Here is a 20,562-nt window from a genome sequence, read left to right as displayed (position 1 = left end):
GTTTGCAAGGGCTATGTGGGGTGTGTGGCGGTACGCGGTCGCGTGTTCATGTGGTATTCAAATGGACCCGGGATATACCCCGGGAAAGAGAGCCCGTACCTCGCGATGTTCCGTTTTTACCCTCTGAGGCCGGAAAAGGCCGTTTCCGCTAGTACCACCAGCAGCTACGGGGATTTTGAGCCGATATTTTCCGATTTAACTCGCTCATCTCCCTTTCCATCCGATCTAATGTATCGGAACTTGTCTCCGGGCTCCTTAAGGCCTCGTAATAGTCGAAGCGCTTTCTGGAGAGGTCTTTCCTGAGCCGCACCGTCTCGTCGAGAAATTTACTGCAAATACTTGTCAGGCGGGCGCCATAGCGGGCCCTCCACAGGTCTCTTCCCGCGCCACCCTGTAACCCGTATCCGGACTCCATGCCCGGACCGCAAGTATCGTCCATCATGCCCGGATTGATCGGGGATTGCGGACTTGGTCCCCGACCTGTATTGTATGACGGGGGTTCGACCGGTCCCCATCCCTGATTCGGGTTGTACGACTGGGACTGCACGGAACTGACCGTACCGCATATAAGAGCGATAGCCAGTATCGAGATTCTTCTTTTCATCCCTTGTCTCCCGGCAGAGATTCTCTCATACAGGAAGAGTTATACGCGGGAAGGCGAAAATCAAGAGGACGCGATGAGTACGGTAACGAAAGGGGGCACTCTTGAGAACGCGTATAAGAAGAAATCTGGAATGTCGCCAACCCGGAGCGACACACACTTTTGGGCGACATGCAGCGGTGAGTCAAAAACAGTTTTGGGCAATGAAAAAGGTAAAATCATGCGAGTTGGGGGATATGGGGTCGGGAGGGCTCTATCATCTCCGCTTCGGCTGCACCCGTTACCCGCCGATGCTCGCAGGGCGCTCCGAGGGTAGAGCCCTCCCGACCCCGTGAATTGAGATCGAGGAGGGGGTTGATTTCGAAAAAGGGTTCTCTGGCTAAGCTCCTGATTTGATTGGCCGCCGGCGCTTTGAAGGTCATCATCTAACTGGTTCTTCTTCAGAAAAAGGAGGGAGAGATGACCCGGACAGCACCGACGCGCAATGGAACACACAGCACTTTTGACAGGGAACGCAACTCCCCAATCACCCGGGTCTTGTCGGACTTTCCCGTATTGATCTGCCCTGGAAGGATCTCTTCGAGGCCTATATGCACGCATGATGCGCCGGGAGAAATCAAATGTCAAAATTTCACGAGCGTCCCGGAGGAGTTCCCTTCTTGCCTTGAATGGGGCGTGATCGTGCTTATAGTTGAATATATCATGAAAAATAAGATGTTGAAAAGTGATTAAGAGACGCCCTTTTCTCATAGTTTCCGGTACTGTCGTCATCGCTTTTATAGCTATCTTTCTTTTCGGGGGCTGCCGGAAACAAGATTCGGGGGAAACCCAGAGGTCCTTGCCAAAGGAGGGGACAAATATGGCTCAGACGGCCACACAAATACAGGAAAAAGCAGTAATACCGCCCATCGATGCATCGGCTCCGGCACGAGTCGAGACGGCAACCTTCGCTCTTGGGTGATTTTGGGGACCTGATGCCCGGTTCGGGCTCGTTCCCGGCGTGGTCCGCACCCGTGTGGGGTATGCAGGAGGGACAAAAGAAAACCCTGGTTACCATAGCCTCGGAGACCATTCGGAGACCCTTCAGATAGATTTTGACCCGTCACGTGTCACTTACGAAAAACTGCTCGAGATTTACTGGACGAGCCATGATCCCGTGAGTCGCTCGTGGTCGCGGCAGTATGCGTCCCTTATCTTGTTTCACAACGAGGAGCAGAAGAGACTCGCCTTCGCGTCAAAAGAAAGCCTGGAAAGAAAGTTGGGGACCAGGATAATGACCGAGATCGCTCCTTATACTATGTTCTATCGTGCGGAAGGGTACCATCAGAAATATTACCTGCAGAACAGGAAAGAGATTGCCCGCGAGTACAGGGCCGTCTATCCGGCCGACAAGGATTTCACCGATTCCACGGCAACGGCAAGGGTGAACGGCTATATCGGGGGATATGGGAACCTTGCCTCCTTCGACAAAGAGGCCGGCCTTCTCGGCCTTTCCCCGAAAGGCATTCAACTTTTGCGCGATGTGGTGAAGAGAAGATCGGAAGGTTAGAGGAGGGTTTTGTCGGAATACTATGAATAAAATTGTCTTGCCGGACCCCCGTTGCCTTGACAACGAAAGAGGCCGAGATTAATTTCCGTCATGGCAAAAGGGCAGGGAAAGGCAATCAGGATTTGGTATCAGAGCTACGTGGACCCCGTGGAGCAGGCAGGATATATCGACCACCTGGGCGGGTATCTTGCCTCGATTGCCGACCCCGGCGTAACATACGACGTCTACGGCATCTCGCCGCCTGACCGTGAGCTTCACAGGCTTACCGAGTTCAGGTGCTCGGTGCAGGCCGTCCGGAACGTGCTCGAAGCGGAGCGGCAGGGGTACGATGCATTTATACAAGGCCATTACCAGGACCCGGGCCTCTATGAATTAAGGTCTGCCGTAAAGATCCCCGTCCTCAGCCTGGGGGAAAGCAGCATGCTCTTCGGCTGCACCCTCGGTCGAAAGATCGGCCTCATCACCATCGACCCCTATTTCATCCCCATGCATGAAGAACAGGTTTCACGATATGGTTTAAGGGAAAGGGTAGTGGCGATCAAGGCGATCAAGACGAGCGTTGCCGATTTCAATGCCGCCTTCAGCGATCCTCAAAAACGCAAAGATATAGAGCGCCAATTCCTCGAAGAGGCCAGGCCGTTGATCGAACAAGGCGTAGAAGTGATTATTCCCGCAGGCGGTCTGCCCACGCTCCTCTTCGCCCAGGAGAGATCCTTTACTCTGGATAAAGCGACCGTTCTCAACGGCATCGCAGTGGTAGTAAAAATGACCGAAATGGCGGTGAAGCTCTTGAGGCTCACAGGCACCGGCGCAAGCCGGGCCTCCACCTTCGCCTTGCCTTCGACAAAGGCAATAGAAGAGTTTCTTAAAAGCTGAGTTACGGATTGCCGACCGGGGGACTACGGGGCCGGGAGGGCTCTGTCCTCTCCGCTTCGGCTGTGCCCATTACCCGCTAAAAGACGGTTCGTCCGGCACTCAGCCACCCAACTCGTCGTACCTCCTCGCACACGGGTGGCCGTCCTTCGGAGCGTTTCTCCTCACCGAACGGGTGACCAACGGTGCTCGCAAGGCGCTACGAGGATAAAGCCCTCCCGTCCCCGTGGACTGAGATCGGGGAAAGGGTAGATTTTGAAGGAGGGCAGTCTGTATAGCTTCCTGTAGTCCGTTATCCGACCCAATTTTTGTCTCTATCAGTTTTCGAGCGGTAATAATGGCCGCCAAGGATCAATCGGGGCCTCGGACATGAAGGAGACGGCATAATTCCATACCAATGGCCCTGGCTGCTATATGTAGTGTCTCATAAACGACTGGAGTTATTTTTCTTCTTCCTTCGAGAACGCGGCGTCGTGCAGCCAGGTTGTATCTTTTCCAAAGTTTGTCTGCAATGGGAGAGCTTCTCTACTATCGACTCGACGGTTGCAAAATCCGCGAAGCATGCCGGAACGGTCGATTCTAGTTGCAGTGAATAGTATGCCGACTCAGGCCGGTGCATTAATGATCAACCCTTGACCGGGGGAGAAGCCGGATCTATAGAGGAGAAAGCGCTCAACTTCCTGTGGCCGGCTCACCGCCGCGCTGTGGTTGACCGTATGCGCCGAGCAACTCGTCGATTACAGGGTCCATTTTTGTCTTTGTTTGTTGCCATTTCATGAGAGAAAGACCACCTTCGTGGTTATATACAGCCCGTGCAACCTCCCGGTTTTTGTCTTTCAGGCTTAGTTCCGCGTGAGCCAGGTATGGACTCCAATCCCATGAACGTAAAGCCGTGTAGGTGAGAATATACTCGCATTGTGCGGGTGCCTCGCCCGAGAAGACCTCCGAAGAAATTTGGTGGCGGTCAAAGCCCTTCTTCAAAACATCCAGAAAATCATCGACCCTGACCTTCGGGTTATGCTGGATGCATACGTGCTTCACAACCCGATCCATAGATCACTGATTCTGCCCCTTCCTTGACCAATCGGGCTTTAGTTACTATAGAAGTTCTATACACTATTGCCCCGTCAAACAGGTCGGCGTTGCAATGGGCGACATACCAGGACTTGGTGAGGACTCTTGCGATGACAAACTCGATGGATTACCAGTTCCCTCGACAGCTCTTCTTTTCCGAGTTTGTCGGTACGGCTCTGCTGGTATTGGTAGGCCTGTCGCTGGTCATTGTGATGTTCGGCGCCGGCAGTCCTATCGTGGGCCTCGTGCCGCATGAAGGGTTGCGCAGGCTCATTACCGGTTTTTTCTTCGGCACGACGGCCGCGCTCATTGCGGTCTCCCCTGTTGGAAAGGTAAGCGGAGCGCACCTCAACCCAGTCGTGACCCTCGCGTTCTGGCTGATGCGCAAGCTGGATGTGAAGATCGTCGTCGGCTACGTCCTCGCGCAGTCAGCCGGTGCCGTTATCGGTTGTCTGCCACTCCTGGCCTGGGGTGCTATGGGCCGGAGTGTGGACTTCGGCGCCACCCTGCCGGGCCAAGGATATACCATCGGGACCGTATTGCTGGGCGAAGTTGTGGCCACCTTCACCGTGATTTCCCTATTGGCAATATTCCTCGGTTTCAGAAACCTTCGTCCATTCACGCCGGCAATCCTTCCATTCATCTATGCCGTCCTGGTGTATGCCGAGGCTCCTGTGTCGGGGACCAGCACGAATCCCGCCCGTAGCCTCGGTCCGGCGATCCTGGGTGGACAATGGCAGGGATGGTGGATTTACTGGGTTGGCCCGATTATCGGTGCCTTCGTGGCGACCCTCGCGTGCAGTCTTTTGGCAAAACGAATAGAGATAGCGAAGCTCTACTATTTTGACAGCCACCGTGATTGGTTGCTTCGCAGGGCGGGCCCGTCTGCCGAAAGAGGCCGGGAGAAAAAATGAAATCATGGCCGGGAGGGTCCGTTACCCAAATGGGCTCCTCCCGACGCGCTTTGCCGGCCTTTACTTCTCGCCCTAAACCTGCTTAAATATCGATGAATGTTTGCTTATGTATGATTCTGATTTAGCCATTGTTGATATTGAAACTACCGGTCTTTCGGCACGATTTAACCGTATAATCGAGATCGCAATTCTGAAGGTTCGGGGCGCCGAGCTCGTGGAATCCTACTCCACCCTCGTGGACCCTGAGATGATCGTCTCTCCTTACATCGAAACCTTGACCGGGATCACCAACGAGGACCTGCGGGGGGCACCCACCTTTGCGACCATCAGGGACGACCTCATGGGACTCCTGGACGGGGCGCTTTTCGTTGCCCATAATGCCCGGTTCGACTACGGCTTTCTGCGGGAGGAATTCCGTCGCGAGGGGGTCGGCTTCAGTCCCCGTTGCCTCTGCACTCTGCGCCTTTCACGCCTGCTCTTTCCCGAATGTCGGAGGCATAGCCTGGACCGCATCATGGAGCGTTTCGGGATTACCTGCACGGAGCGCCACCGGGCGTTGGGCGATGCAACCGTGGTCTGGGATTTCATGAAGACCCTTCACGACCGGTTTCAGAAGGAGGAGTTGACCCAGGCGGTCGCGAAGCTCTGCAAGACTCCCATATACCCGCCCCTTGTCGAGGAATACCAGATCAGAAATCTCCCTGAGACTGCGGGGGTCTACATGTTTTACAGCCAGGAAGGCACGCCCCTCTACGTGGGCAAGAGCACCAACATCAAGGGTCGCGTACTGGGCCACTTCTCCGACGGCCATGGCTTCGTGAAAGAGGCCCACATCCACCGGCAGGTGGCTGACATAAAGGCCGTTCCTACCGCGGGCGAGCTGGGGGCGCTGCTGCTCGAGGCGCGTCTTATCAAGGAACTTCAGCCTCTTTACAATCGGCGCTCCAAGGGAGGAAAGGGCCTCATCGCGGCGGTGAAGACGGAGGATGCTTCAGGATATGGGACCATACTGCTCAAGCCTGCATCGGATCTCAGTCCGGAGGCGGTCAGGCAGACGGCAGGCATTTTCAAGACCCTGAAACAGGCGAAGGAGTACCTCTGGCACGCAGCCTCGGAGCACCGGCTCTGTCCCTGTGTTTTGGGGCTTGAAAAAGGCAAAGGCCCCTGCTCTTATCGGCAGCTCGAAAAATGCGAAGGCCCATGCGAGGGCGTGGAGACGCCTTTGCGCTACAATATGAGGTTTATTGAGGCCTTGGAAGGGCGCAGCATCAGGACATGGCCCTTTGCCGGGCCCATACTCATCGAAGAGCGGGCCGAAGGCGCGGAAAGGGGAGAAGCCTTCATCATCGATCAATGGTGTCTCCTCGCTTCCTTTGAATATGACGAACAAGGCAGAAGACCTACGTATCAGAGCGCCCCTGCTTTCGATCACGACATCTACAAAATAATACTTCACTATTTCAGACGGCCGGGAAAGAAACTCAATCTTCGCGAGATAAGCCGCGCGGACCTCGAGAACCTTTAGCCTTACCGGAGTAGACTTCCAAAATTTAAATTGTGTATACAAACTTCTTGACAAGGTCCATTTGTTTTCTTACTATCTTGGTACAGTTATATAGAGAAGTTTGTAAAGCGCACATAGAATCATCAAAGGAGGCTGCCATGAAAGGTATCGTCGCCGTAATGATCCTGGTCTTTACGTCCCTTTTCTCTCTTCCCTGCAGTGCCGCGGAAGAGAAAGTCATCACCCTCAGGTTCTCGAACGTCTACAATAACCTGCACAAAAATGGGATACTTGCGGAACAGTGGTGCAGGGAGGTGGAGAAGAGGACCAACAACAGGGTAAAGATCGATTATTTCCCCGGCGGCACCTTGAGTCCCGGCGCCCAGATATATGACAGCACGGTAAAAGGCATATCGGATATCGGCGCGAGCGTCCTGAGTTACACGAGGGGGAAATTCCCCATGACGGAGATGCTCGATCTGCCGCTCAACATGAAGACAGGCTATCTGGCGACGAAACTGATCAACCAGTTTTACCAGAAATTCAAACCCAAAGAATTCGATGACGTGAAGGTCCTCCTCCTCCACGCCCACGGTCCGGGTCTCCTCCATACCACGAAAAAACCGGTCACCAAGCTCGAAGAGGTGAAGGGAATGAAGATACGCTCCTCCGGCATCAATTCAAAGATTGTCCAGGCCCTTGGGGCGGCGCCGGTGGGCATGCCCATACCCGAGACCTACGACGCCCTGATGAAAGGCGTGGTCGAAGGGGTCATGGTACCCATTGAGGCCCTGAAAGGGTGGAAACTCGGAGAAGTGGTGAAATACACGACCGAGGATTACGGCGCCTGTTATTCGAGCGGCATGTTTTACGTGATGAACAAGGCGAGATGGAACGCCCTGCCTGCCGATATCAAGGCCATAATCGAAAAAGTGAATGAAGAGTGGATCGAGAAACAGGGCAGGCTCTGGGACGAGATCGATAAAGAGGGCCGGGAATTCGCCCTGGCGAGGGGGAATAAATTTGTCACCCTTTCCAAAGAGGAGGACGCCCGATGGGCCCAGAGGGTGAAGCCTATTATCGAAGAGCACGTAAAAGAGATGAAGTCAAAGGGCCTGCCCGCGGATGAAGCCCTGAAATTCTGCCAGGACTATGTCAAGGCTCACCAGAAATAAAGAGGAGAACGAGAAGGAGGCATTGAAAAGATGAAAAAGATCAAAGCCTTAGTTGTATGCGGGGTTTTTATGGCCCTTGCCCTGATGCTGACCCTGCCCGCTTCGGGAGGGGCCGAGACCATTACCTTAAAGGCGATCACCGCATGGCCCAAAACCGCACCCGATAATAAGCCGTTTCAGATCTTTTCGGAGACGGTGGAGCGGCTCGTGGCGAAGAAATATCCGGGCGAACTGAAGATCAATTACGTGGGTGGTCCTGAAGCGGTAAAGACCCAGGACCAGGTCCAGGCCCTGCAGCGGGGTATGGTAGATATCTGCTATACCACGAACGCCTACTATGTCTCGGTCCTGCCTGAGGTTGACGCCATGAAGCTCTCCGAATTCGCTCCGGCGGAAGAGAGGGCGAAAGGCGCCTGGGCGTTCTGGAACGACCTCCACGAAAAGAAGCTGAAGATCCATTATCTCGGCCGCCTGGGCCATGATATGAAGTTTTACCTTTACCTGAATAAGCCCATCAAAGCAGCTGATTTAAGGGGCCTCAATATCCGCGTCTCGCCCATGTACCTTCAGGTAATCAAAGGTCTCGGCGGAAACCCGGTGGTTATACCTCCCACGGAGGTATACGCTGCCCTGGAGAGAAACGTGGTCGACGGCTATTGCTGGGTCTCGGTGGGCATCCGCGACTGGGGTTGGCAGAGGGTGACGAAGTATATCGTGGAGCCGGGCTTCTACCGCGGCCCCAACCCCATACTCTTTAATCTCGCCACGTGGAATAAACTGCCCAGGAAGTTCCAGGACCTCCTGAACGAAGCGGCAATCGAGGCGGAGAAGACCGTGGTCGCCTATTTCGAGGACCTGGCGAAAAAGGAGAGACCGCTCCTCATAAAGGAAGGCATCCAGGTAATCGATCTGCCTGCCGCGGAAAAAGAGAAGTTTCTGAGGGTGGCCTACGAGGAGGGCTGGAAGGATGTGCTCCAGAAAAACCCCCAGACAGGCCCCGAACTGAAGAAGCTCCTCACGAAAGGAAAATAGTTTACACTGCGGGCCGGGAATCCCGGCCCGCGAAGGTATATCCAAAACCAGAGGCATTTAGGATAATGACGGGAGGTTGAAGTGGCGGAAGATAGAGCCGAGCTATACCGGAAACGGGAAAAACTCTTTGAAGACGTGGTGGCCCTTCGGAAGCCGGAGAAGGTTCCTATCATGGTCTCCTTCGGATTTTTCCCTGCCCTCCATTGCGGCATGACGATTGAAGAGGCCATGTACGACCCGGAGAAGATGTGGGAGTCCCAGTGGAAGATCACCCTCGAATTCAACCAGGACATGGAGCAGAACCCTTATGCCCTGAGGTTTCTGGGTCCCCTGCTCGACGTTCTTGATTTCAGGCAGCTTAAATGGCCGGGCCGTGGCCTGCCACCGGACGTGACGTACCAGTTCGTTGAGGGCGAGTATATGGCGGCGGAAGAATACGACCATTTTCTCGCAGATCCGTCGGATTTCATGATGAGGCGATACCTGCCCCGCATATGCGGCTCCTTGAAAGGGCTCGAGAGCTTCCCTGCCTTCACCGGCCTTGTCACCTATGCCATGGGCCTGCCCTTCGGCTTCATACCCTTCACCACGCCGGAAGTCATTGCAACACTTGAAGCGATGGTAAAGGCGGGAAAGGAGTCGCTTCGTATCGCATCCTATACCCGGCGCTTTTCCGAAGAGGCGCGGGAGCTGGGCATCCCCATCCAGACAGGCGCCATGACCCAGGCGCCCTTCGATACATTAGGGGACTATTTCAGGGGAACAAAAGGCCTCATGCTCGATATGTACAGGAGGCCCGCAAAAGTCCTTGCCGCATGCGAGAAGCTTCTCCCCATCATGTTCGATATGGCGGTACGGGGCTCGAAGGCCTCGGGAAACCCGCGGGTCTTCATCCCGATCCACAAGGGGCTCGACGGCTTCATGTCCATCGAGCAGTTCAAGAAGTTCTTCTGGCCCACTCTTAAGGACCTTATGGTTGCCCTCATCGACGCGGGGCTCACGCCCTGTCCCTTCTGGGAAGGCAACTGCACGACCCGCCTGGAAGTGATAAAGGATATCCCGCCGGGAAAGGCGTGCTACAAATTCGAGGCCACCGATATGGTAAAGGCCAAGGAGATATTGAGGGAGACGGTCGCGATCAGGGGCAACCTGCCCCTCTCCATACTCGCCACCGGTACACCGGAGCAGGTGAGGGAATCGGTAAAGAGGCTCATCGATACTGCGGGGAAAGACGGGGGGTTCATTATGGACGCATCCACGGGTCTCGATGATGCGCATTATGACAATATAAAAGCCATGTTCGAGGCAACGCGGGAATACGGAATCTATTAGGGGCAGTCTCTAGTCGCTAGTCTCTAGTCGATAGTCTCTAGTCGATAGTCTCTAGTCGATAGTAGCGACAAGGGCAAAAGGGCAGTGAATAGCTTAAAGGCAGTCAATAGTCGATAGTAACAGCAAGGCTTAACGCACTACATTACAGACAGGGGGTACCAATGAGAAGAAAGAAGATGCAAGTGGCGATCGTCGTACTGGTGAGTATCCTTTTTCTTGCACCTTCGGCCTTTGCCGCCGATGCGATCAAGGTGGGCGTGGTCGACAGTTATTCGGGGGGCGCCGCCTCACTGGCCAACGATAACCTTAAAGGTCTGAAGCTGGCTATCGGAGAGGTAAACGCCAAAGGTGGCGTTCTCGGGAAGAAGATCGAAATAATGACGCGGGATGACAAATTTCAGCCGGGCACCGGCCTTCCCCAGGCGAGAGATCTCGTACTCAAAGAGGGTGTGGACCTCCTCGTGGGCACCTACAACAGCGCCATCGCCCTTGCCATCTCCGAATTCGCAAAGAAGGAAAAAATCCCCTTCCTCGTCACGGGTGCAAAGAGCGAGAGGATTACCGGCCAGTTCGGCCACCGGTATGTCTTTCTCATGGATGAGACTACCGTCATGCCCGGCAAGGCCGCGGCAGCGGTACTCGCAAAGAAGCCCTATACGAAATACTGGATCGCGGGCGACGATTTCGAATTCGGCCATGCCCTGACCGACTCGGTATGGAACCACCTCAAGGCGCTAAACCCGAAGGTCCAGCTCCTGGGGAAGACCTTCTGGAAAATGGGGGAGATAGACTTTACACCCTATATCACCCAGATCATGTCGGCAAAGCCCGACTGCCTCATCATGGGCTCGAGCGGGGCCACGGTCATCGCCTTCCAGAAAGCGGCCAAGGCCACCGGTCTCTCAAAAGCGGTGCCTGAGTACCAGCATACGGCGATCGACTACGCGATCCTCAATGCCCTCGGGCTCAACGCGCCGGAAGGGGTATATGGGACGGCCCATTACCTCTTCTACTATCCCCAGACACCGGAGAACAAGGCATTCGTGGAGACCTACCGAAAGGCCTACAATTCTTATCCCACCATGCCCTCTTATTTCGGCTACATCACCGGCCACTTTATCGCGGAGGCGTATAAAAAGGCGGGCAAGGTGGACAAGGAAAAATTCATCGATGCCCTGGAAGGGGCGGTCCTTGAGAGGAGCCCTGTAGGCAGGCTCGAACTCCGGGCATGTGACCATCAGGTCATGCACCCCACATTCTTCGGCGTCACGAAAAAGGTGCCCGAGTATAAAGACTTCCTCATCGGCACGGATATAGCGACTGTCTCCGCGAGAGATGCGGCGCCTACGTGTGAGGACATAGCGAAGGCGCGGGCGAAGGGAAAATGACAAAGACAGTCTCTAGTCTCTAGTCGTTAGTAACGGCAAGGGATTAGAGGCAGTCGATAGCTTAGAGGCAGTCGATAGTCGATAGTAATGGCAAAGGCTTAGAAGCAGCGAAAGAGCGGAAAAGGGAAAGAGGGTCAGGAAGATTGCGGAAGAGGCGACGGGTGTCGCCTCTTCTTTTTAGTGCGCCCCTGCGCGAGTTGTTGCAGGTTCCTCCTTAAGGTCATCCATTGAGAAAAGAAATTATTGATATGAGTACCGGCGATGGTTATAAGATGAGGAGAGGCGGAGAGATTGGCAAAATTATGGAGGGAGAGGGCATAACTAGCGGCGGATAAGACCGCAGGAAGGGCTCACCTTGTCATGAAGTGCCGAATGATTTTCCTTCTTATCATGGTCCCTATTTATGTAGGAGTTTTTTATCCCGCCATCGCTCAAAATTTTGAAGGAGCCAGGAAAGAGCGGATCGGGCAAGAGGGAGTGACGGTCTTTGCCGACGGCTCGGTTCAAGTGACGGCGAAACTGAGAGAGGAATTCGAGCGGCCATTCAATATCGAGCTACTGGTGCAAAGCGCACAGGAGAGATTTGCAATTGAAACGAATATTATTGCGGTGGCGAATGTTAAAGAGGCCTTTGAAGTTCAAGAAAGACATACTTACCGGAGAGACGGCTATCTTTTTGTAAGGATCGAATGTGGGGGCGGGAATGCCTCGCGTTGTGATCGGAATGTAGTGTTTAGCCTCAGATCGGGCCGTCTCCAGCGTCTTGGCGAGGTCGCCGCCGGGGAACGGGACTCATTCAAGAAATCCGGGAGAAATGGATTTTTTTATGATATCTACGATAAGTTCGAGAACAATCGCATGACAGATCATGCCTCTGCGCCCATATTCGAGCTTGTTCTGTACGAGCAGGACGGACGGCTGGAGGCTGACCTGCCCCGCACCTGGCTTCACAATCAATCTATGTTCAAGAAAAAGGCAGCAAAGATCGATGCCGTTATGGCCGACAAATCTCTAAAGGCCTCGATAAGAGACCCCATATTGTCGGCGCTTATCATTTCAAATGCCGTGATTGCCAAATATTGTGAGAAAAAAGAAGAGGCTTCAAAGCTGAACGAATTAGCTGCATCCTATTTGAATGAAGAGGGGCAGGAGCTTTTTCGTCAGATATTGGATGAGGTGAAACCCGGGGAGTACCCTCTGCCGCCGCTCTGATAAAGCAAAATCTAATTTCGTTATCGTTATCCGTTATCCGATTTCCGTTTCCGATTTTATTCAGAATCAAACAATTCGTATCACCGCGATGACCTTCCCCTGAGGCTCTACGTTCGATGCGTCATAGTAGAGGGGCATCATGTACGGGTTGCATGGCTGGAGGCGAATTCTCTCGTTTTCGTAGTAGATTTTCTTTAGGGTTACTTCCTGCTCGTTTTTGAGCCAGCAGGCTGCGACGTCGCCGTTTTTTATGTCCGGGGTCTGCTCTATTATGACGATATCCGAATCGGCGATCATGGCGTCCACCATGGAATTTCCCTTTACTTCCAGGGCGAAGATATTCTTTTTACCCTTGGTGACAACAGGCGATACCTCCACCGTCCTTTCCGTAATGCCGCTCCACCTGTCGGCTGAGGGGACCCATATGGGCCGGCCCGCGGAGATGGTCCCCAGGATCGGTACTTCCACGAGCTGCCTTGTCTCGGCAGCGGGCAGTGATATGCTCCTGAAATTCTTTTTTGCCCTCGTGATGAGCCCTGCTTCTTCGAGCTTGTCGAGGTGGTACTGGACTACGGAGGTGCTCTTTATGGCGCAGTGCTCGGCGATCTCCCTGACGGTGGGGGCATAATCTTTCCCTGTTTTGAATTCCTGGATGAAGGCGAGGATATTGTCCCTTGTGGGAGAGGTTTTTCCCATTGTTAGAATAAATGTACTAGATAAAAGGTATTAATGTCAAGCACTTTTAGAAATATGTTGCTAAAGTAGAACACATGTTCTATAGTGACGATATGAGGATTGCCTGCGTCCATATCCCACGGTTCTATGTCCAGGTGGAGAGATTGAAGCGTCCCGGGCTTAAGGGGCGGCCGGTGGTGGTGGGGGGCCGCCCCGACGAGCGGGCCCTTGTGCTTGATTGTTCGGAAGAGGCCGGGGAAAGGGGAGTGCGTCCCTCCCTTACCGTGAAAGAGGCGTATCACCTCTGCCCCGGTGCGTGCTTTGTCTGTCCCGACAAAGAGGAGGCGGAGGTTGTGTGGGAAGAGGCGATCTCAATGCTCCAGTCTTTCAGTATGAGGATCGAGGCCCTTGAGATGGGGACCGCCTGCCTCGATATCACGAGAACCCTTAATATCTACGGGAGCGAGCGCTCCCTTGCCGCGCGCATGGTCCGGGAGATCAAAGGGGCCTGCTGCCTGGAGGCGAGGGTGGGCGTCGGCAACTCCATGTTCGTGGCCCGTAGCGCCGCATTCCTGGCGCGGCCCCATGTCCACATAGTCCCTTCCGGTAGGGAAAGGGAGTTTCTGGCCCCCCTTTCCGTGGAAGAGCTTCCCGTGGACGGGGAGATCAAGGAGCGCCTTGCCCTTCTGGGGCTCGACAGGCTCGAAAAGATTGCCGCCCTCTCCATGGAGGCCCTTGTCGCCCAGTTCGGCCGGCCGGGGAAGGTGATCCACGAGATCTCCCGCGGGGCCGGAGAGGTCCGTCCCATCCCCCGGATGGAAGGCGGGACCTGTCTTGAGAAGGAAGTGGTATGCGAGGCGCCCATAGAGGCGATGGGCTATTTGAGGGCCTCTCTCGATGAGGCCCTCAATGAGATTACGGCAGAGATGGCGAAGGGGAGGAGGTCGTGCCGCGTGGTAAGGCTCGTCCTCCATCTTATGAGCAACAAGACTATTGAGAGACAATGGATTATGCATGCGCCCACGTCCTCGAAGGAGGAGATGGTCCGCAGGATCATGGACGGACTCGTCACAATGAGCCTTGAGAGCCCCATAAGGGGATTTATCGTATATGTCCGGGGACTCACGCGGCGCGAGCCTGCCAACGACGGGCTCTTCATTGAAAAAGCGCGTGAGCGGGAGGGGCTCAAGGGCGTGAAAGATTACCTGAGGGCAAAATACGGAAGCCTCCCGCTGGTGAAGGTAAAGGAGACAGACCCCCATTCGCGCCTGCCGGAAAGGAGATTCGTCTTCGTAGAAGCATGAAAGCCTCTCCTTACGAGCCGGAAGCAGTCGACCTCCTGGTGGAGGATGGAATGCCGAAGGCGATCAGGATCGGGAAAAGAAGCGTCAGGGTCCTTCGGGTGCTCAATATGTGGCGCATAGACGAGGATTGGTGGCGATGCCCCGTCTCGAGGCTCTACCTCTCGCTGGAGCTCGAGAGCGGGAAGCGTACGACCCTGTTCAGGGATATGATGAGCGGCATATGGTACAGGCAGAACTACGGGGCGTGAGGACCGGATCATGAAGAAAAAAGGCGGCTTTTACGCGGAGCTTCACAGCCATTCCAATTTTTCCCTCCTCGACGGCGCGGCCCATCCGGGAGAGCTCGTGGCGAGGGCATCGGAGATAGGCATGGCCGCCCTCGCCGTCACGGACCACGACGGCCTCTACGGGGCCTGCATATTTTATAAGGCGGCAAAAGGGGCGGGCATCAAGCCCATAACCGGCGCGGAGCTTACCCTTGAAGGGGGCTTCCATATCACCCTTTTGGCGGAGAACGGGACCGGCTATATGAACCTCTCCCGCCTCGTCACGAAATCCCAGCTTTCAGGGGCCAAGGGTGAGCCCCATCTCTCTTCCATCGATCTGGAAGGCCATACGGAGGGGCTTATCTGCCTCTCGGGGTGCGCCAAAGGGGAGGTCGCCCGACTTCTGGAGAGGGAAGAGGAGGAGAGGGCATACCGTGCGGGACAAAGGTACCGCGCCCTTTTCGGAAAGGACCGGTTTTTTATCGAGCTTCAGAGCCATCTCAATCCCGGCGACATGAAGCAATGCGCCCGGCTTGCAGCCCTCGCAAAGAGGCTCGAGGTGGGCGCAGTAGCGACGAATAACGTCCACTATGGGGTGAGGGAGAATGTGAGGCTCCACGACGTCCTCGTCTGCCTTAAAAACCGGGTAACCCTCGACAACTCGTCCGCCTTCCGGAAGGCGAATTCCGAATACTTCCTCAAAGGGTATGACGAGATGGCGCGCCTCCCCGGGATCACCGAAGAGGCGATACGCCATTCCGTCGAGATCGCCGAGCGATGCGATTTCGAGCTTCAGTTTTCCTCTTATTCTTTCCCCGATTATCCCCTGCCGGAAGGGGAAAAGACCGTGCCCTACCTCAAGAGGCTCGCCTTCGAAGGGGCGAGGCGGCGATACGGGGAGCTTTCGGAGGCTATCAGGGAGAGGCTTTGCCATGAGCTCGAGCTCATCGAAGGGAAGGGCCTTTCAGGCTATTTTCTCATTGTCTGGGATATCATGGAATTCGCCCGTAAGGCGGGCATCCTTGCCCAGGGAAGGGGATCTGCGGCAAGCTCCGTGGCGGCCTATGTCCTCGGGATCACGCCGGTCGACCCCATAAGGCACCAGCTCTTCGTGGGCAGGTTCCTCAATGAGTCGGCGGTCCCTGATATCGACATAGATATCGGGACCAGGAGGAGAGAGGAGGTGATCCAGTATGTCTATGAGAAATACGGCGTGGAGCACGCGGCCATGGTCTGCACCTACGTGACCTTCCAGTCGAAAAACGCCATCAGGGAGGTGGGCAAGACCCTGGGTCTCCCCGCCCATGTGCTCGACAGAATGGCGAAGTCCGTCTCCTCCTACGGCAGCCGCCATGCCATGGAGGACCTCATGGATTTCCCCGAGTTCAGGGGCTATCTCAATACGGAGTCATGGCGCCATTTCCGGGACCTCTGCGGCCGGATCGCCGATTTCCCGCGGCACCTTTCGATCCACGTGGGCGGCATGCTCATTACCTCGAAGCCCATATCGGAAATCGTGCCCTTGGAACGGGCGAGGGCGGAAGGAAGGGTCGTCTGCCAGTGGGACAAGGATTCGGTGGATGACGCGGGGCTCGTGAAGGTGGACCTTCTGGGGCTCCGCATGCTCTCCATGATCGATGAGATCACCCGGCTCATCCGCGAGCGCCACGGGAAAGAGATGAGGTATGACGCCCTTCCCCCCGACGACCCTGAAGTCTACCGCATGATCTCCGACGCGGATACGATCGGCATATTCCAGGTGGAGAGCAGGGCCCAGATGCAGACCCTGCCGAAGGTCAGGCCGCGGTCCATCGAAGACCTCGCAATAGAGGTGGCCATCGTGAGACCGGGCCCCCTTCAGGGGAATATGATCCATCCCTATATCAGGAGAAGGCAGGGCGTCGAGCCGGTCGAGCATTTCCATCCCCGCCTCTCGTCCATTCTCGGCGAGACCATGGGGGTCATCCTCTTCCAGGAGCAGATCCTCCAGGTGGCCTGCGAGATCGCCGGATTCACCACGGGCGAGGCGAACAAGCTGAGAAAGGCGATGGGCCGGAAGAACGCGCGGGAAGAGCTCGAGAAGTGGCACGTGCGCTTCATCGCGGGGGCGAAGGAAAGAGAGGTGGGCGAGGAGACGGCCCACAAGATATTCGCCCATATATGCGGTTTTGCCGACTTCGGCTTCTGCAAGAGCCACGCGGCGAGCTTCGCGATCCTCTGCTATGCCTCGGCCTATTACAAACTGTATTACGCCCCGGAGTTCTTCTGCGCCCTCCTCAATAACCAGCCCATGGGTTTTTACATCCCCGAGGTGGTGACGGGCGACGCGAAGCGGCACGGGGTGGCTGTGCTCCCCGCCCATATCAATAAGAGCCTGTGGGAATGCTCGATCGAGGCAGGGGGCATAAGGATCGGGTTCAGGTACGTGAAGGAGATGGGGGAGGAGAAGACCCTTCCCATTTTAGAAGAGCGGGGAAAGGGCCCTTTCCTTTCCCTCGATGATTTTTATATCCGCACGGGCCTCGACAGGGAATCGCTGCGCCATCTCATCACTGCCGGGGCCTTCGACGACATCAAAAGGTCGAGGAGGCAGCTCCTCTGGGATGCGGGCGTCATGGACGCATCCGGCTCATACGGGATGGGGCTGAAGTCCAAAGAGAAAATCCCCCTTGACGAGATGACGCCCGGAGAGGAGCTGATCGCCGATTATGCCGTCCAGGGCTTCTCCGCATCAGGACATCTCCTCACCCTCTTCAGGAAGAGGCTCGACAATCTCGGGGCCGTAAAAAGTTCCGACCTTCCGAATTTTTCTACAGGCGAGCAGGTGAGGATCGGGGGCTATTGCGTCTGTTTTCAGGTGCCGCCCACCGCGAAAGGCTTTGCCTTTCTCACCCTCGAAGACGAAGAAGGTCTGATGAACGTTATACTGAAGCCGGCCCTGTACAAGAGATTCAAACCCCTCGTCCGCCTCGAGCCCTTTCTCTTTGTCGAAGGCACGATGGAAAAGAAAGACGGCATCATAAACGTCATGGTAAAAAGGATCGCCGACCTGAGAAAAGAGGTCCACACCTTATGGGGAGAGACGGGACCCGGGGCGAACGAAAAAATCGGGGGCTGAAAAGCCCCCGATCCTATTGACATGGAAAGACGGGATCATGTTGTCCCGCCTCTTTTTACAGGCTCATGGTCCGGTGAATATTGCCTGCGTTGTTCTTACCTTGTCCATGGTGAGTGTACACGTGGTCGCAGTCCCCGTGCAGGAGCCGGCCCAGTTCGTGAAGGTGGAAGTGCCGCTTGCTGCCGCAGTCAGGGTCACCGATGAATTCGCCGTAAAGGTGTTCACGCACGTGGTCCCGCAGTCGATCCCCGCGGGAGCGCTCGTCACGGTGCCCGTACCGGCCTTCCTGCTTACTTTTACCACCCTGAGATTGTAGGGCCCGGTAAAGGAGGCGATTGCGGTTTTCACCTTGTCCATGGTGACCGTGCACGTCCCTGTCCCGGTGCAGCCTGCGCTCCCGCTCCATCCCGTGAAGATCGAGCCTGCCGCGGGAACGGCGGTAAGGGTCACGGAAGTGTTCACCGTAAACGCATACTGGCACGTGGTCCCGCAGTCTATTCCCGCCGGAGCGCTCGTCACGGTCCCGTCGCCCCTGTTTACCTTCCGCTTTGTCACGGTCAGCTTCTGGGGACCTGCGAAATTAGCGGTTACCGGTTTTGCCGCGTCCATGGTGACGCTGCACGTGCCCGTCCCGCTGCAGGGGCCGCTCCATCCGGTGAATACGGCGTTACCCGTTGCAACCGCCGTGAGAGTGACAGGCGCACCGGGATAATAATTTTTGGCGCACGTGGAGCCGCAGTTGATCATGGTATCGGATGACGTCACGGTCCCGTCCCCTGCGCTCGTTCTCCTCTTTGTCACGCCCAGTCTGAATTTTTTATTATTGGTAGGGTAGAATACCGCTGCCACGCTGGTATCGGCGGTCATGGTCGCGGTGCAGGCAGGCAGCGCCCCGCTGCACGCGCCTGTCCAGTAGGCGAAGGCGGAGCCGGATGCTGCCGTGGGCGTAAGGGTTACGGCAGTGCCCGGTGCGAAACCCCCGGCGCACGTGGAGCCGCAATCTATTCCCGAGGGCGAGCTGCTCACCGTTCCGGCGCCGGGTCCCGGCTTGGTGACGGTGAGGGTAAAGGTGTCGCCCAGGGAGGAGTAGGCCTGATAAACATTAATTCTTTTCTTTGTAACATCCGGACACTTGCCCGTATCGGTGACGCTCGTTCCCGTGGAGGTAAAGGCTGCAAGGATCTGGTCGACAGTCAGCGCGCTGCTCTTGCTCTTCATGAGCGCCCAGGCACCTGCCACGTGAGGAGTTGCCATGGAAGTGCCGTTCCATGTGCCCCATCCGCTGTTGGGGATGGAGGAGGTGATCCCCGATCCCGGCGCAAAGAGGTTGAGGAAAGAGACGCTGTTGGAATAAGCAGCAACTGCGTCGCCACTGTCGGTTGCCCCCACGCTCACGGCAGACGAAATGCAGCCCGGAGCCCCCATTGAGCCGCAGTAGTAACTGTTGCCGCTTGCGATTACCGTCGCAATGCCGGCTGCTTTTAAACTATCTATTATTGGCTTTCTTGAGTCGTTGTCGCAGTTAGACGTAAATTGGCCACCGCCGAGGCTCATATTCGAAGAAGCAACGGTATAGGTGCTCCTCAGTGCGTACACTCGCTCGAGACCCTTTATTTGATCCGACGTATAGGAGAGAACGCAGGGAGTTCCGTTGCATGAGGAATAAGTGCCGGGAAAAAGAGAGAAGACCTGTATGGCGATTATGTTGGCTGCGGGCGCCACACCCGGGCCGGGACTGCCGGCTATTGACTCCCGTCCCGCAATGGTGCCGGCCACGTGGGTTCCATGGTCGCATTCACCCGCAGGGCAATTGGTGCCGTAGGGAAGGGCCGAACCCAGGGCAGTCGATTCGGATGCACCCCCCGGACACAAAGAAGTACTGCCGTAGGTACCATTGGTGGTAGAGTAACATGCCTCCGAGACTACCGCGCCGCTGAGGTAAGGATGGTTCTTGTCCACCCCCGTATCGAGGACCGCGACCGTAATCCCGCTCCCCTTGACCCCTGCCGTATGGAGGCTGTTCGCGCCCATGAGGGTAATATCCCAACCCGGATCAGCCGTGGGAGGGACGGGGATATCTTCCTGAACGTCAGCCACGCTGCCTGACGCGAGAAGGGTGTCCAGGGTCGCGCGATCCACATCCATGGCAAGATAGGGGACATAGGTATACTTGTGGGTTTGCGTGGGTTTCAAGCCACGCCCCGAAAGGTCGGCTATTACCCGGTCCTGGGCCGTCCTGATGGCGGAGCGCTGGGACTGAACGGCTGCCGGGGAAAGGCTTTTTTCCGGTGCATACTCTGTGGCGACCCGCACCAGGACCTTCACCCTGCCGAGCTCCTGGGCCCGTGATAAGAGGGCGTCGTAGCCGCCGGGGCTTACGACTTTTTTCTGAAGGTTATCCACGGTAAGGGCGTAGCCTGCACCGGGCAGGACAGACAAGACTGCAATTGCAACCGCACATGCCATTGCCATCTCTTTCCAAAAATGAAGTTTTTTGATCATTTGTTTCCCCCTGGGAAGTTTTCAATTATTGTCATCGAAATGC

At 55.8% G+C, this 20,562-nt stretch carries 17 protein-coding genes and 1 pseudogene; 13 read left to right on the top strand and 5 right to left on the bottom strand.

Annotation, left to right across the window (positions count from 1 at the left end; translation table 11 throughout):
• Positions 1-148 precede the first annotated feature (148 nt).
• Both VGJ94_09100 and VGJ94_09095 read right to left on the bottom strand, forming a co-directional pair.
• Positions 149-604: a hypothetical protein gene (locus tag VGJ94_09100; GenBank protein HEY3276763.1), complete on the bottom strand. Its 456-nt coding sequence runs from the start codon at positions 602-604 to the stop codon at positions 149-151.
• A gap of 215 nt (positions 605-819) precedes the next feature.
• Positions 820-1,026: a hypothetical protein gene (locus tag VGJ94_09095; protein HEY3276762.1), complete on the bottom strand. Its 207-nt coding sequence runs from the start codon at positions 1,024-1,026 to the stop codon at positions 820-822.
• Positions 1,027-1,574: 548 nt separating this feature from the next.
• Between VGJ94_09095 and VGJ94_09090 the strand changes: the two are divergent.
• The 3 genes and pseudogenes from VGJ94_09090 to VGJ94_09080 all read left to right on the top strand — a co-directional run bounded on the left by VGJ94_09090 (position 1,575) and on the right by VGJ94_09080 (position 3,026).
• Positions 1,575-1,943 (top strand): annotated as a pseudogene (locus VGJ94_09090) (peptide-methionine (S)-S-oxide reductase).
• A complete protein-coding gene (locus VGJ94_09085; protein ID HEY3276761.1) occupies positions 1,938-2,150 on the top strand; it encodes a hypothetical protein in 213 nt (70 codons plus the stop codon). Before VGJ94_09090 ends, VGJ94_09085 begins: the two are co-directional and overlap by 6 nt.
• 90 nt (positions 2,151-2,240) lie before the next feature.
• Positions 2,241-3,026 (top strand): aspartate/glutamate racemase family protein, encoded by a 786-nt coding sequence (locus VGJ94_09080; GenBank protein ID HEY3276760.1) that lies wholly within the window; start codon positions 2,241-2,243, stop codon positions 3,024-3,026.
• A gap of 669 nt (positions 3,027-3,695) precedes the next feature.
• On the opposite strand, the gene VGJ94_09075 is transcribed toward VGJ94_09080, so the two are convergent.
• On the bottom strand, positions 3,696-4,076 hold the full coding sequence (locus VGJ94_09075) for an Sbal_3080 family lipoprotein (protein ID HEY3276759.1): 381 nt from the start codon (positions 4,074-4,076) through the stop codon (positions 3,696-3,698).
• Between the two features lie 131 nt (positions 4,077-4,207).
• On the opposite strand from VGJ94_09075, the gene VGJ94_09070 reads away from it, so the two are divergent.
• The 7 genes from VGJ94_09070 to VGJ94_09040 all read left to right on the top strand — a co-directional run bounded on the left by VGJ94_09070 (position 4,208) and on the right by VGJ94_09040 (position 12,654).
• Complete coding sequence (locus VGJ94_09070; protein HEY3276758.1) at positions 4,208-5,011, top strand: aquaporin; 804 nt, start codon at positions 4,208-4,210, stop codon at positions 5,009-5,011.
• A gap of 106 nt (positions 5,012-5,117) precedes the next feature.
• Complete coding sequence (locus VGJ94_09065) at positions 5,118-6,536, top strand: exonuclease domain-containing protein (GenBank protein ID HEY3276757.1); 1,419 nt, start codon at positions 5,118-5,120, stop codon at positions 6,534-6,536.
• Between the two features lie 137 nt (positions 6,537-6,673).
• Entirely contained in the window at positions 6,674-7,690 is a 1,017-nt protein-coding gene (locus VGJ94_09060) for a TRAP transporter substrate-binding protein (protein HEY3276756.1), read from the top strand.
• 30 nt (positions 7,691-7,720) lie between these two features.
• Entirely contained in the window at positions 7,721-8,722 is a 1,002-nt protein-coding gene (gene dctP, locus VGJ94_09055; GenBank protein ID HEY3276755.1) for a TRAP transporter substrate-binding protein DctP, read from the top strand.
• A gap of 81 nt (positions 8,723-8,803) precedes the next feature.
• On the top strand, positions 8,804-10,054 hold the full coding sequence (locus VGJ94_09050) for a uroporphyrinogen decarboxylase family protein (GenBank protein HEY3276754.1): 1,251 nt from the start codon (positions 8,804-8,806) through the stop codon (positions 10,052-10,054).
• A gap of 161 nt (positions 10,055-10,215) precedes the next feature.
• On the top strand, positions 10,216-11,442 hold the full coding sequence (locus VGJ94_09045) for an ABC transporter substrate-binding protein (GenBank protein ID HEY3276753.1): 1,227 nt from the start codon (positions 10,216-10,218) through the stop codon (positions 11,440-11,442).
• Positions 11,443-11,814: 372 nt separating this feature from the next.
• Positions 11,815-12,654 (top strand): hypothetical protein, encoded by an 840-nt coding sequence (locus tag VGJ94_09040; protein HEY3276752.1) that lies wholly within the window; start codon positions 11,815-11,817, stop codon positions 12,652-12,654.
• Positions 12,655-12,720: 66 nt separating this feature from the next.
• Here the strand turns inward: VGJ94_09040 and lexA are convergent, their stop codons facing one another.
• Positions 12,721-13,350 carry a transcriptional repressor LexA gene (gene lexA / locus VGJ94_09035; protein ID HEY3276751.1) on the bottom strand — a complete coding sequence of 210 codons (630 nt, stop codon included), beginning with the start codon at positions 13,348-13,350 and terminating at the stop codon, positions 12,721-12,723.
• 74 nt (positions 13,351-13,424) lie between these two features.
• Between lexA and VGJ94_09030 the strand changes: the two genes are divergently transcribed.
• The 3 genes from VGJ94_09030 to VGJ94_09020 are packed head-to-tail and all read left to right on the top strand — an operon-like array spanning position 13,425 to position 18,017.
• Complete coding sequence (locus tag VGJ94_09030; protein ID HEY3276750.1) at positions 13,425-14,633, top strand: hypothetical protein; 1,209 nt, start codon at positions 13,425-13,427, stop codon at positions 14,631-14,633.
• Positions 14,630-14,881, top strand: a complete 252-nt coding sequence (locus VGJ94_09025; protein ID HEY3276749.1) for a hypothetical protein — start codon at positions 14,630-14,632, stop codon at positions 14,879-14,881. Before VGJ94_09030 ends, VGJ94_09025 begins: the two co-directional genes overlap by 4 nt.
• A gap of 10 nt (positions 14,882-14,891) precedes the next feature.
• Positions 14,892-18,017 carry an error-prone DNA polymerase gene (locus tag VGJ94_09020; GenBank protein ID HEY3276748.1) on the top strand — a complete coding sequence of 1,042 codons (3,126 nt, stop codon included), beginning with the start codon at positions 14,892-14,894 and terminating at the stop codon, positions 18,015-18,017.
• 63 nt (positions 18,018-18,080) lie between these two features.
• Here the strand turns inward: VGJ94_09020 and VGJ94_09015 are convergent, their stop codons facing one another.
• Complete coding sequence (locus VGJ94_09015) at positions 18,081-20,519, bottom strand: S8 family serine peptidase (GenBank protein ID HEY3276747.1); 2,439 nt, start codon at positions 20,517-20,519, stop codon at positions 18,081-18,083.
• Between the last annotated feature and the right edge of the window lie 43 nt (positions 20,520-20,562).

This window comes from Syntrophorhabdaceae bacterium (assembly GCA_036504895.1).
Taxonomy (GTDB): domain Bacteria; phylum Desulfobacterota; class Syntrophorhabdia; order Syntrophorhabdales; family Syntrophorhabdaceae; genus PNOM01.
Note: the sequence above shows the minus strand (reverse complement) of the source record. Positions and strands in the feature narration are given on the sequence as shown.